The sequence below is a fragment of the Pseudomonas sp. GW822-FHT02E03 genome, from assembly GCF_058802325.1.
The window spans coordinates 20,741-34,364 of record NZ_JBXAOA010000001.1; the positions used below are offsets into that span (position 1 = coordinate 20,741).

Here is a 13,624-nt window from a genome sequence, read left to right on the forward strand (position 1 = left end):
CACACCGCTTTCGCGAGCAAGCCCGCTCCCACAGGGTTCCGCGCTTAACTGACTGGCCCGGCTCACTTCAACAACAAAAGGTAAATCCGGTCGCGCCACTGCACCAAGGAAGGCGCGAACACTTCGATGGATTCGTGCCGCGCACGCGTTGTGCGCAAGGATTTTCCATGTCAGACAGTCGCCCTGCCCGCTACCTCAGTGAAACCGACCTCAAACGCTACGTGCCGGTGCATGTGGTCTGGGAAATCACCCTGGCCTGCGATCTCAAATGCCTGCATTGCGGCTCACGCGCCGGCCACAGACGACCCGATGAATTGAACACCCGGGAATGCCTGGACGTCATCGATTCCCTGGCCGCCCTCGGCACCCGCGAGATCACCCTGATCGGTGGTGAAGCCTATTTGCGCAAGGACTGGACGCAACTGATCCAGGCCATCCACGATCACGGCATGTACTGCGCCATACAAACCGGTGGACGTAACCTGACACCGGCGAAAATGCAGGCAGCGGTGGATGCCGGGCTCAATGGCGTCGGTGTTTCACTGGATGGATTGGCTCCGCTGCATGACGCGGTGCGCAATGTTCCGGGCTCGTTCGACAAGGCGGTAGACACCTTGCGACGCGCCAAACAGTCCGGGCTTGCGGTGAGCGTCAACACCCAAATCGGCGCGGCCACGTTGCCCGACTTGCCCGAGTTGATGGACCTGATCATCGGCCTCGGCGCCACTCACTGGCAGATCCAGCTGACGGTCGCGATGGGCAATGCTGTCGATCACCCGGAGCTGTTATTGCAGCCTTATCAACTGCTGGAAGTGATGCCGTTGCTGGCGCGTCTGTATCGCGAAGGGGTTGATCGTGGCCTGCTGATGAACGTGGGCAATAACATTGGTTACTACGGCCCTTACGAACACATGTGGCGTGGTTTCGGCGACGAACGCGTGCACTGGAGTGGCTGCGCCGCCGGCCAGACCGTACTGGCGCTGGAAGCCGACGGCACTGTCAAGGGCTGCCCGTCATTGGCAACGGTGGGGTTTTCCGGCGGCAACGTACGCACCATGAGCCTGCACGATATCTGGCACTACAGCGAAGGCATGCACTTTGGCCGACTGCGCGGCGTCGAAGACCTATGGGGTTACTGCCGAAGCTGTTACTACAACGACGTCTGCCGTGGCGGCTGCACCTGGACGTCGCACTCCCTGCTCGGCAAACCCGGCAACAACCCCTACTGCCATTACCGCGCGCTGGACCTGCAAAAGCGCGGGCTGCGCGAGCGCATCGTCAAACTCGAAGACGCGGCCAAGACGTCCTTCGCTGTCGGACGTTTTGACCTGATCACCGAGCGCATCGATACCGGCGAGACGGTCAGCAGCGTCAGCGACAGCGGCCAGGTGATCAAACTGGCCTGGGCAAACCAGGGCCAGAAATCGCCGGACGAAGGACGTATTCCACCGCAACTGGCGCTGTGTCGCGGTTGCTTGCAGTACATCCATGCGCACGAAGTGACCTGCCCTCACTGCGACGCCGATGTCGCCGCCGCAGAAGCCGTGCACCAGACAGACCGTGCGCGGCAACAAGCGATTATCAACACCCTGACCGGCCTGCTGGGGATGCCGCGAAATACCTTGATGTAAGGGAGTAATGGCCAGTCAGTCAAAATGCGATACCTGTGGGAGCGGGCTTGCTCGCGAAGACGGCGGCACAGTCAACATTGATGTCGTCTGACACACCGCTTTCGCGAGCAAGTCGAATCGTCGCACCGCCGCTCCCACATGGACTGCGCTTAACTGACGGGCATTTGCCAAGGCGGCTCTTGCGCAAATCTGCCCTCCAGCCATTCCTTGAAGGCCATGAGCGTTGCCGGCGTAAAAGCGGCTGATGCTCGCACCAGATAAATCCCGCCCTGGGCATCCAGGTCCCACTCCGGCAGAACGCGCACCATCTGGCCGTTGGCGATCTCCCGGCTCATCAGCCACTCGCCAGCGCCCAAAATACCAACGCCAGCCTTGGCCGCGGCGAGCAACGCCTCGCCGTCGTTCGAGGTCAAGGTTCCCCTGGTGATGACTTTCTCCTGCCGATCACCCTTCGACAAACGCCATTCTGGGAATGCCGCCAGACCGGTGAAGCCAAGGCAATTATGATCAGTGAGTTCCTTCGGACAGGTCGGCATGCCGTGCTGTTCTATGTAACTCGGTGAAGCGCAGAGAATGCGGCGATGATCGCTGAGCTTCTTCGCGACGAGGCGGTTGTCGTTCAATTCGCCAATACGAATCGCCGCATCGAATCCTTCACCAATGATGTCGACGACGCGATCGCTGTAATCCACCTCGACGGAGACCAGCGGATGAGCCGCCATAAATTCCGGCAACATCGACGCCAGCCACAAGCGCCCCATCGCGGCGGGAAAAGCCAGGCGCAGGACGCCACGAACTTGCGCCGCGCCCAGTGACGCTTCCTGCTCGGCCTCGATGATCAACCCCGTGGCGGAGCGCAGGCGTTCGACGAGACGGTTGCCGGCATCGGTCAACCGCACTTGTCGCGTCGTGCGCTCCATCAGCCGCACGCCCAAGCGCTTTTCCATGGCCGCCAGGCGCTTTGAAATCACCGTCGGATGGCGTTGCAACAGGCGTCCGGCGGCGACGAACGAATGCGCCGAGGCGACCGCAAGCAGCGCTGCAATTTCATCGATGTGGCGGCTGTCCAGTGGGTTCACAAAACACTCTTTTGTTCAGGTAAAAACAATCACGGCTTGAGGACGATCGCTCCGCGAGATTGGCCGCCTTCCAGATCAGCATGGGCCTTGGCCACGTCGGCCAATGCATAGCGGCCCCAGATGCCGGGCTTGATTATGCCCGCCTCGACTGCCGCCAGTACATCATCGGCCCGTTGCCGGTATTCGGCGATGTCCGTGGTGTGCGCGGCGAGTGAAGGACGGGTCAGGAACAGCGAACCCTTGGCATTGAGCGTGGCCACTTCGACCGCCGTCGGCGCCCCGGAGGATGCCCCGAAAGACACCATCAACCCACGCGGTCGCAAGCAGTCGAGCGACGCTTCGAACGACACCCGCCCGATGGGATCGTAGACCACATCGGCTTTCTTGCCGTGGGTGATCTGCGCCACATCCGCGGCGAGTGTCTGGGCATTGAACACCAGCACCGCATCGCAACCCAGCGCCTTGGCTGTCTCGACACTCTCGGCCCGGGACACAATGCCGATGACAAAGGCTCCCAGGTGTTTGGCCCACGTCGCCATGATCTGCCCGAGGCCGCCCGCCACGCCATACAGCACCAGGGTGGTGCCGGGGCCGACCGGATACGTCGTCTTCAGCAGGTACTGCGCGGTAATGCCTTTGAACAACACCGCGGCGGCCTCCTCAGCCGTCAACGCGTCGGGAATCGGCACCAGCCGCTCGGCCGGAAACAGGCGCGCACTGGCGTAAGCGCCAACAGGCCCTGTTGCGTAGGCCACCCGATCACCCACCTTGACGTTGCTCACTCCCGCGCCGATGGCGGCAACCCGGCCCGCCCCTTCAAGGCCCAGACCCGACGGCAATGGCAGCGGTACGGCGCCCTTGCGCTGGCTCACATCGAGGAAGTTGACGCCAATCGCCTCCTGCTCCAGCCAGACTTCACCCGGCCCCGGCTCACGCGCCGTCACCTGCTCGATGGTCATCACCTCAGGTGCGCCGGTGTGTGCGATACGAACGATAGAAACCATTGCCTGACTCCTTCACTTCAGCGCAGCCCATCTGCGCCATGTGGGGAAGTATCGGTATTCGATTTAACGTGAACAATACAGCCTCACTGCAGTTCATTAATGCATGCAGTGCAGCAGTGTGAAACTCGCAGCGCCAGCGCGATAACAAGGGCCAGGACGATCAACACCATGGCGACGGCAAACGTTACCTGCATACCGCTGGCGATGGCGGCGGGAGATGCCGTGGTGATGTCTGCCGTCGCCGACGCAAAGGCGAACACCGCGCCCATGACCGAGGCCCCGGTGATCAGTCCGAGATTGCGCGACAGGCTGAGCAGGCCGGAAATTACGCCGCGCTGATCCGCACGGATGTCGGTCATGATCGCGGTGTTGTTGGCCGCTTGAAATAACGCATAGCTGGCAGTGATTACCGCGATGGGGGCGAGGTAACCGAGGAGGCCGAAACCCGCCGGCATCATCGATAAAGCACCCGTGCCGAGTGCCATTGCCACAAGCCCGAGAAGGGTCATGCGCCGAGTGCCAAAACGATCCACCAGGCGACCGGCCGGTATACCGGTCAGCGCCGCCACCAACGGCCCTACCGACAAGGCGAAACCGACAAGTGCCGTGCCGAGCCCAAGCGCCCCCGAAAGATAAAACGGCCCGACCACCAACGTCGCCATCATCACCGTCGAAACCAGCGTGCTCATGGCCAGGCTCGCGCTCAATCCTGGCTCGCGGAACAGCGCCAGTTTAATCAGGGGTGATGCAACCGTGGTCTCAACGAAGATGAAAAGCCCAACGCCGAAAACAGCCGTCAGCAGCAGCGCGATGTTGACCGGCCCAAAATCACCCTGCCCGATCGTCATGGCCAGCGCATACGCCCCGAGCGTCAACGCCAGCAGCAACGTGCCTGCCTTGTCGAACCCCGTCCGCCCTGCTTTCTCCCGCAGTGCATCCGTCGGCAAATAGCGATACGCGAGCCAGATGTTCAGAACACCCAGCGGCACGTTGATCAGAAAAATCGACTGCCAACCTGCGCCTGCGATCAACATCCCACCGAGCGACGGCCCCAGCGTGGTACCGATCGCCGACATCGTGCCGAGCAGCCCCATGGCGCTGCCGGCCTGCGCTTTCGGCACCGTCTCACCGACAAACGCCACGGTCAGCGCCAACATGATCGCCGCCCCGAGCCCTTGCACTGCCCGGGCGCCGACCAGCCACCCAAGCGATGGCGCGACACCACAGGCAAGCGATGACAGGGTAAAAATGCCGATGCCCGTCAGCAGCAAGCGCCGACGACCGACGAGGTCACCGAGTCGTCCAACGCTGACAATCAGCGTGGTGATCGCCAGCAGATACGCCAGAACGATCCACTGCACTTGCTGAAAGGAAGCCTCGAACGCCTCGGCCAATGTCGGCAAACCCGCATTGGCGATGCTGGTATCGAGTGAGGGCATCAACATCGATAGCGAAAGGCTCGCGAGCGCCCAGCGGACGGAGCCTGATTGGGTGATGAGTTTCATTGTCTGGCCACATCTGAAAGGTAGATCAGCAGCGTATGCCCGAGCGTGATATGGCGGAAGACGCATGACTTGCACTTGATAGTTGCGTTTGACGCCATGTCACCCGCACGCCGTGCTAACGTTGAGTCATGACGACTCCCGACCTGAATTTGCTGATTACCCTGGATGTGCTGCTCGCCGCAGGCAGCGTCGCACGCGCCGCCCAACGACTGCGCCTGAGCCCTTCGGCCATGAGCCGGGCACTGGCGCGATTGCGCGAAACGACGGGCGACCCGCTGCTGGTCCGGGCCGGACGCGGGCTGGTGCCGACGCCCCGGGCACTCGAACTGCGCGAACAGGTCAGTCGATTGGTGCAAGACGCAGAAGCCGTGTTACGCCCCGCCGAACAGCTCGACCTCAAACAACTGGTCCGGACGTTCACGCTACGCACCAGCGACGGTTTCGTCGAAAACTTCGGCCCGGCGCTGATTGCCCGCGTCAGTGCACAAGCACCCGGCGTGCGCTTGCACTTCGTGCAGAAGCTGAGCAAGGACAGCGCCGCGCTTCGCGACGGTTCCGTCGACCTGGAAACCGGTGTGGTCGGCGGCACGACGAGCCCGGAAGTGCGCACCCGGGCGTTGTTCGAAGATCATTTCATCGGCGTCGTGCGCACAGGGCATCCGCTGACCCAAGGCGAAGTCACCGCCTCCCGTTATGCCGCTGGCAAGCACATCCTGGTCTCGCGACGCGGGCTCGATAAGGGGCCGATGGATGAAGCCCTGGAAGTGCTGGGGCTGGAGCGCGAGATCACCACCATCGTCGGCGGCTTTTCGGCCGCGCTGGCGCTGGCTCGCGCCTCGGACCTGATCGCCACCGTGCCTGCACAACACACCCGAAACCTGCGTGCCGGCCTGCACAGTTTTGATCTTCCGTTCGACCTGCCGCCGATTACCATTTCGATGCTCTGGCACCCACGCATGGATGCCGACTCAGCGCATCGGTGGCTGCGTGAATGTGTGCGGGAGGTTTGTGCGCAGCCCTAAGAGCCGGTGAAGTCAATTTCAGCCACGACGCACGCTTTGTAGCTGCGCTACTGTGGCGAGGGAGCTTGCTCCCGTTCGGCTGCGAAGCAGTCGTAAATTGGTTTTGGGACAGCTGCGCTGTCCAGCGGGAGCAAGCTCCCTCGCCACAGTAGTGCAGCCTTCGCCAAATGCTACAGATCGCATTACGGCTTGCTGACGGGCATTACCCTCAAACACTCTTTTTCTTCAGCCCCTTCAACCGCAAACTCGCCCGCTGCGCCGCCGCCATTTTTTCCGGACGCTTCATACGCTTCCATTTTCTGATGTCGTCCTTGGTGCGGCCACAACTGACACACAGCTCACCACTGAGCTGGCAAATGGAAATACACGGATTTTCGATATCCTTGGCCACGCTTCAACCCCGCGTCGAGCGCTTGGGCGCCAGGCGTTGCTGCCAGTTGCCGGCATGGGTGCGCTGACATTGTTCTTCAGAATCGAACTGCACATGGGCCGCTACCGGGCTGATGAGTACATCCGCTTCACTTAGCGCCACGGCCGTCAGTTCGACCATACGCTCGCCCTGCCCACTCGCCAGCGCTTGATCCTTGTTGGCCTGTGTATCGAAGACCCAGATCACCCGCAGGCTGGAAGGAAAGACCGCGTAATCGACTTCGTGGGTCAGCCAGCAGAACCCGACTATTTCCGCCTTGGCGGTTTCACACGCCTCGGTCAGGGTGGCGACCAGGCGACGTTCGATGTGGGCCTGATCGCGTTTGCTTAAAGACATCGGGGAAGGATCCTTGGAGGGCGTCGATGGAAAGAGCCCATCATACCTTCGGTCGCTCGTCTCCTCTCTGCATCATTACCCGCCCACGCCCCAGCTTGTATGGAAGGAACGTTTTCATGTGCATGACACAAATCCCCTGTGGGAGCGGGCTTGCTCGCGAAGAGGCCCGATTAAACAGCCAAAATCCCGACCCGAAAAATACTCAGAGGCGCCCATGGCTCCCGGCCTTTCTCATTTGTATGAGCGCTACACGGCGCCCATCCGGCGACACTCGCTCCTCAACCCCAAACGGCACAAATCCTAGCTGCGGATACAGAAGCAGCCCCGCCGTATTCTCGTTGAAGCACGAAATCTGCACCTCGCTTGCCCGATGACGCTCAAAGGCCAGCTTCACCATCGTCTCCACCAAAAACTTCGCGACACCTTTCCCCCGCGCCCTGGGCGACACGATCACATTGCCGATCGCGCAAACACCATCGCGCTCAAACGCATAAAAGTTCGCAAAGCCAACAACAGAACCGTCCCCCTCAACCACCGTCGAGTCTGAACGTAGAGCAATCGATGCACGCAGTTGATCTTCCGTCAGCGGGTAGTGCGCCTTCGGGAACATGTAAAACAGTTCTTGGGCGTTTTGCGGAAAGTCGCAAACAGTCAACACATCTTCAGCATCGACGGGGCGGTGGGTGAGTAGCATTGGTTGGGTTCCATCCAAAGGTCGGTGCGACAGATTACGTTTTGCCGATGCTGGATAAAAGAGACTCGTATCAGCGGTTCCATCTCGATGGCTCAGGTAAAAGATTCTGCCTATCAAGCGTGAATACCCCACCTATTAGCTGACTGCTTTATAGGCGTCTAACCTTAATGCAGCGCTGGCGTGAGCCGGCCGGTTGAGACTTGATAAAAGATACGAATGAATCAGAAGCGTACTAGGCTTGCCGTGGGCCACCGTATAGGCAACTCGATTTGCCGCTATCCAGATTCCCCTGTGACCACGATGAACGGTTGATCGAACGGCTGCAGCCTATGTCATTGATTTCGCTCGTCGCTATTGCGCGCCCACCCCGGGCCGGATAGCCGGATGATTACGACCAAAGGTAGCGCACACATGGCAAATGAATCGAAATGCCCGTTCAATCACGCCGCCGCGGGCGGTGGCACGACGAACCGCGATTGGTGGCCGAACCAACTGAACCTGAAGATCCTGCACCAGAATTCGCGGCTGTCCGACCCCATGGACGAGGGTTACAACTACGCCGAAGCGTTCAAAAATCTGGATTTTCAGGCGCTCAAGCAAGACCTGCACGCGCTGATGACCGATTCGCAAGACTGGTGGCCGGCAGACTTCGGTCACTATGGGCCGCTGTTTATTCGCATGTCCTGGCACGCCGCCGGCACGTACCGCGTCGGTGACGGTCGTGGCGGTGCCGGCTCCGGTCAGCAGCGCTTCGCACCGCTCAACAGTTGGCCGGACAACGTCAGCCTCGACAAGGCGCGCCGGCTGCTCTGGCCGATCAAGCAAAAATACGGTCGCAACATCTCCTGGGCCGACCTGATCGTCCTCACCGGTAACGTCGCGCTGGAATCCATGGGCTTCAAGACCTTCGGCTTTTCCGGTGGCCGGCCAGACGTCTGGGAACCGGATGAGGCCGTCTACTGGGGCTCGGAAAACAAGTGGCTGGGCGGCGACACCCGCTACGAAAAAGACAAAAAGGAACCCATGCAAGAACCCGGCGAAGGCCCACTCGTTGCTGAGCCGGGGGAAAATGAGGACAGCCGTACCGAAGGAGGACGCAACCTGGAAAACCCGCTCGCCGCGGTGCAAATGGGCCTGATTTACGTCAACCCGGAAGGCCCGGAAGGCAACCCGGATCCGGTCGCTGCTGCGGTGGACATCCGCGAGACCTTCGGGCGCATGGCGATGAATGACGAAGAAACCGTGGCACTGATCGCCGGTGGCCACGCCTTCGGCAAGACCCACGGCGCCGGCCCTGCCGACAACGTCGGCGCCGAGCCCGAAGCCGCTGGCCTCGAAGCTCAAGGCCTGGGCTGGAAGAGCACCTTCGGCAGCGGCAAGGGCGGCGACACCATCACCAGCGGCCTGGAAGTGACTTGGACCACCACACCCACCAAGTGGAGCAACAACTACCTGGAAAACCTGTTCGGTTTCGAGTGGGAACTGACCAAGAGCCCGGCGGGCGCCAACCAGTGGACGGCGAAAGGCGGCGCTGGCGCGGGCATTATTCCGGATGCTCACGACCCGTCGAAACGGCGTAATCCGACCATGCTGACCACGGACCTGTCCCTGCGATTCGACCTGATCTATGAGCCGATTTCACGGCGGTTCCTGGCAAACCCGGACCAGTTGGCCGACGCGTTCGCCCGCGCCTGGTTCAAGCTGCTCCACCGCGACATGGGGCCCCTCTCCCGCTACCTCGGCCCGGAAATGCCCAACGAAGAACTCCTGTGGCAAGACCCGATTCCGGAGGTCGACCATGCCCTGGTCAACGACAGCGACATCGCTGCACTGAAAGGCAAGCTCCAGTCCTGCGGCCTGTCGGTCTCGCAACTCGTGTCGACCGCCTGGGCGGCAGCCTCCACCTTCCGTGGCTCCGACAAACGCGGCGGCGCCAACGGTGGACGCCTGCGCCTGGCTCCGCAGAAATTCTGGCAGGCCAACCAGCCTGAGCAACTGGCGAGCGTATTGGCGAAACTCGAGAGCATCCAGAACGAGTTCAACAGTGGCGGCAAGAAAATCTCGCTGGCAGACCTGATCGTGCTGGCCGGTTGTGCCGGCGTCGAACAAGCGGCGAAAAATGCCGGCCACACCGTCACGGTGCCTTTCACGCCGGGACGGATGGACGCCTCGCAAGAACAAACGGATGTTGAATCCTTCGGATACCTCGAACCCGCCGCCGATGGCTTCCGTAACTACCTCAAAACCCGCTACAGCGTACCGGCCGAGGCCTTGCTGATCGACAAGGCGCAACTGCTGACACTCACCGCGCCAGAAATGACCGTGCTCATCGGTGGCCTGCGGGTGCTGAACACCAACGTCGGACAAACTCAGCACGGGGTGTTCACGAAGCAGCCAGAAGCGTTGACCAACGACTTCTTCAGAAACCTGCTGGACATGAGCGTGGAATGGAAACCGGTCTCGGACGACAACGAGGAGTTTGAAGGGCGCGACCGGAAAACCGGTGACCTTAAATGGACGGGTACGCGGGTCGATCTGGTGTTTGGCTCGAATGCGCAGTTGAGGGCCTTGGCTGAGGTCTATGCCTGCGACGATGCGAAGGAGAAGTTTGTGAAAGACTTCGTTGCGGCCTGGGACAAGGTGATGAATCTGGACCGGTTTGATCTGAGATGATCTGAGCAATACTGCTGAAAACCCGCAACGCCTCCCCGTGTGGAGGCGTTGTGGTTTTTGCTGATCTGTGGACCTGATCGAGTCGACCATCGACAGCGGTCACTCCTCTCACCTGCACGTTGGCGATCCACAAGATTCTCAAGCTAGCCTACTCTGCGCGCGCATGCTCCAACACCACTTCCAGTGGGTGGCGTAGTTGCCTGTTGGCGCGACGCTTTACCTGACTGCGGCAGGAGTAACCCGTTGCCAGTGCTTCTCCCGTCTTGTCCAGCTTGCCGGCCCATGACTGCTCGAAAATGGTCCGCGAGGTGTCCTGGTTGCGTGCTTCATGGCCGTAGGTTCCGGACATGCCGCAACAGCCCGTCGCCTCCGTCACCAACTTGAGTCCAAGCCGGGCAAACACTGCTTCCCATTGCGAAGTACTGGCCGGCACATTGGTCTTCTCGGTGCAGTGCGCCAGCAAACGGAATGTCTGAGTAGCCGGATGCGGGTTTTCAGGCAACACATCGAAGAGCCACTCCTGGGGTAGCAAGACCTTTGGGCAATCATTGAGTCCCGGCACTTTCTGGTATTCCTGGCGGTAGACCAGCGTCATCGCCGGATCCAGCCCCACCAGCGGTACTTCGCAATCGGCTAGCGCCTTGAGTTGGCTGGCGTTGCGGATCGCCGCTTTGGCGAATGCGCCGAGGAAGCCTTGCACATGCAACGGCTTGCCGTTGGCGCTATAGGGCGCCAGAAACACGCGATAGCCCAACTGATGCGCCAACTGGATAAAGCTCGCCAGCAACGGTGTTTCGAAGTAACGGGTGAAAGCGTCCTGCACCAACACCACGCTGCGCTGACGTTGCGCGATGGTGAGCTCGCGCAGGGCTGGCACGCTGGCGACAACGACTTTGCAGCGGGTCAACGTGGCCTGCAAGTCGTAACGGTTGATCAGCGGGCTGTCGAGCATGCCGACGTGTCGCGCAAGCAAGCGGCTCATCCATGTTGAGCCCATTACCGCGTTGTACAGGCCCGGCGCATAGGCCATATAAGGAATGGTGAACTCCAGCGAGCCGATCAGGTAATCGCGAAGCGGACGTTGATAGCGACCGTGATAGAGCTCCAGAAAACGCGATCGGAAATCCGGGACATTGACCTTGACCGGGCATTGTCCGGCGCAGGATTTACAGGCCAGACAGCCCGCCATCGCGTCGTAGACTTCGTGGGAGAAATCCGCCTCGCCGCGCGAGCGTGCCAGGTTATTGCGCATCCTCGTTGGCAAGCCGCGCAACCACGACAACTTGCCCCGCGCCGCTTCCAATACATCGATATTGGCCGCGCCTTGCAAACGCAACCATTCGCGAATCAATGACGCCCTGCCCTTTGGCGAATGCTGGCGTTCACGGGTGGCTTTCCATGATGGGCACATCGCATCGTCGGGGTCGTAGTTGTAACAGGCGCCGTTACCGTTGCAGTGCACAGCGGTGCCGAAACTTTGCCAGACACGCTCGTCGATTTGCCGATCCAGCTCACCGCGCAGCGTCACTTCGTTAACCTTGAGCAAGCCTTGGGCGGCATCCGGCGGAGTGCAGATTTTGCCGGGGTTGAGCTGATTGTGTGGATCGAACGCGCCCTTGAGCAATTGCAGCGCCGGGTACAGCTCGCCAAAAAAATCAGGGACATATTCGGAGCGCAATCCCTTGCCGTGCTCGCCCCACAGCAAACCACCATAGCGCCGGGTCAACTCGGCCACGGCATCGGAAATCGGCTTGACCAGCGCGGCCTGGGCCGGGTCTTTCATGTCCAGCGCCGGGCGCACATGCAACACACCCGCGTCGACATGCCCGAACATGCCATAGGCCAGGCCATGGCTGTCGAGCAAGGCGCGGAACTGCGCGATGTAGTCGGCCAGTTTCTCCGGCGGCACGGCGGTGTCTTCAACGAAAGGCTGCGGGCGAATCTCGCCTTCAACGTTGCCCAGTAGCCCGACCGAGCGTTTACGCATGGCGTATACGCGGGTCACTGCTTCGCCACCTTCGGCCAACGTGTGGCCCAACCGCTCGATCGTGGTGTCGGCCTGCAGATGCGCCACGAACGACGCCACGCGAGCCTTCACTTGCGTCAGGTCTTCCCCGCTGAACTCCACCAGATTGATACCCAGCGTCGCGCGCTCGGCGTCCGTCGGGAAATACTCGGCGACGCTGTGCCAGACAATGTCTTTCATCGCCAGCATCAACACTTTGGAGTCCACGGTTTCGATGGACAGCGGCTTGTGCGCCAACAGCGCATTGGCGTCGCGCAGCGCATCCATGAAGCTGGCGTAGCGTACGTTCACCAACACCGAGTACTTGGGAATCGGCAGCACATTGAGCTTGGCTTCGACGATGTAGCCCAACGAGCCTTCCGCACCGCACAGCACGCTGTTGAGGTTGAAGCGTCCGTGCTCATCACGCAGGTGGGCCAGGTCGTAACCCGTCAGGCAGCGATTGAGTTTGGGGAACACCGACTCGATCAGGTCGGCCTGGGTTTCCTGAATAAGCCGCGCAGTGCGGTACACCTCGCCGATGCGGCCGGATTGCGCGCACACCACCTCCAGCTCCGCGTCGGACAAAGGCTGGCTGTGCAGGCGTTCACCGCCGAGCAGTACGCTGTGCAGTTCCAGCACATGATCTCGGGTCTTGCCATAGGTGCAGCTGCCCTGGCCGCTGGCGTCGGTGTTGATCATGCCACCCACCGTGGCGCGGTTGGAGGTCGAGAGCTCCGGGGCGAAAAACAATCCATGAGGCTTGAGCGCGGCATTGAGCTGGTCCTTGACCACGCCCGCCTGCACCCGCACCCAACGCTCGGCGACGTTGATTTCGAGGACAGCGTTCATGTGCCGCGACAAGTCGACCACGACGCCATCGGTCAATGACTGGCCGTTGGTCCCGGTGCCGCCCCCTCGGGGGGTCAGCTTGATCTGGCGAAAGCGGGATTCAGCCATCAAGGTCGCGATGCGCACGATGTCGTCCGCGTCCTGGGGGAACACCGCCGCTTGCGGCAGACGCTGGTAAATCGAGTTGTCGGTCGCCAGCACGGTCCGAGTGGCATAGTCCGTACTGAGCTGACCGCGGAAGCCGCTGGCGCGCAGGGCTTGCAGAAATTCCGGGTACTGTGCCGCGGATTCAACGGTCGTCAACTGGGCGATCATCGCAGGATGGTCTCTTGTAGGTCTAATCACGGAAAAATCAAAACACTTGTCGCCTGAGCATTAATGGGTCAGCCTCAG

10 protein-coding genes are annotated in these 13,624 nt (G+C 61.0%); 3 read left to right on the top strand and 7 right to left on the bottom strand.

The window, feature by feature from the left end; genetic code table 11:
* Positions 1–167 precede the first annotated feature (167 nt).
* Positions 168–1,631, top strand: coding sequence for a GDL motif peptide-associated radical SAM/SPASM maturase (locus AC1RQB_RS00095; RefSeq protein WP_063343244.1), 1,464 nt, complete (start codon positions 168–170; stop codon positions 1,629–1,631).
* Positions 1,632–1,780: 149 nt separating this feature from the next.
* Here AC1RQB_RS00095 and AC1RQB_RS00100 read toward each other — a convergent pair whose 3' ends face one another.
* The 3 genes from AC1RQB_RS00100 to AC1RQB_RS00110 all read right to left on the bottom strand — a co-directional run bounded on the left by AC1RQB_RS00100 (position 1,781) and on the right by AC1RQB_RS00110 (position 5,219).
* On the bottom strand, positions 1,781–2,710 hold the full coding sequence (locus AC1RQB_RS00100) for a LysR family transcriptional regulator (RefSeq protein WP_063343243.1): 930 nt from the start codon (positions 2,708–2,710) through the stop codon (positions 1,781–1,783).
* 29 nt (positions 2,711–2,739) lie between these two features.
* Positions 2,740–3,714, bottom strand: a complete 975-nt coding sequence (locus AC1RQB_RS00105; RefSeq protein WP_063343242.1) for a quinone oxidoreductase family protein — start codon at positions 3,712–3,714, stop codon at positions 2,740–2,742.
* Positions 3,715–3,797: 83 nt separating this feature from the next.
* Positions 3,798–5,219, bottom strand: a complete 1,422-nt coding sequence (locus AC1RQB_RS00110) for an MFS transporter (RefSeq protein WP_063343241.1) — start codon at positions 5,217–5,219, stop codon at positions 3,798–3,800.
* Between the two features lie 128 nt (positions 5,220–5,347).
* On the opposite strand from AC1RQB_RS00110, the gene AC1RQB_RS00115 reads away from it, so the two are divergent.
* Entirely contained in the window at positions 5,348–6,241 is an 894-nt protein-coding gene (locus AC1RQB_RS00115; RefSeq protein WP_063343240.1) for a LysR family transcriptional regulator, read from the top strand.
* Between the two features lie 208 nt (positions 6,242–6,449).
* On the opposite strand, the gene AC1RQB_RS00120 is transcribed toward AC1RQB_RS00115, so the two are convergent.
* The 3 genes from AC1RQB_RS00120 to AC1RQB_RS00130 form a co-directional block, all read right to left on the bottom strand.
* Positions 6,450–6,632 (bottom strand): DUF1289 domain-containing protein, encoded by a 183-nt coding sequence (locus AC1RQB_RS00120; RefSeq protein WP_081235310.1) that lies wholly within the window; start codon positions 6,630–6,632, stop codon positions 6,450–6,452.
* A gap of 3 nt (positions 6,633–6,635) precedes the next feature.
* Complete coding sequence (locus tag AC1RQB_RS00125) at positions 6,636–7,007, bottom strand: hypothetical protein (RefSeq protein WP_063343239.1); 372 nt, start codon at positions 7,005–7,007, stop codon at positions 6,636–6,638.
* A 202-nt stretch (positions 7,008–7,209) separates the two neighbouring features.
* Positions 7,210–7,701 (bottom strand): GNAT family N-acetyltransferase, encoded by a 492-nt coding sequence (locus tag AC1RQB_RS00130; protein ID WP_063343238.1) that lies wholly within the window; start codon positions 7,699–7,701, stop codon positions 7,210–7,212.
* A gap of 384 nt (positions 7,702–8,085) precedes the next feature.
* On the opposite strand from AC1RQB_RS00130, the gene katG reads away from it, so the two are divergent.
* A complete protein-coding gene (katG, locus tag AC1RQB_RS00135) occupies positions 8,086–10,374 on the top strand; it encodes a catalase/peroxidase HPI (protein WP_063343237.1) in 2,289 nt (762 codons plus the stop codon).
* 148 nt (positions 10,375–10,522) lie between these two features.
* Here katG and ydiJ read toward each other — a convergent pair whose 3' ends face one another.
* Positions 10,523–13,546 carry a D-2-hydroxyglutarate dehydrogenase YdiJ gene (gene ydiJ / locus AC1RQB_RS00140; RefSeq protein ID WP_207267345.1) on the bottom strand — a complete coding sequence of 1,008 codons (3,024 nt, stop codon included), beginning with the start codon at positions 13,544–13,546 and terminating at the stop codon, positions 10,523–10,525.
* Positions 13,547–13,624 lie beyond the last annotated feature (78 nt).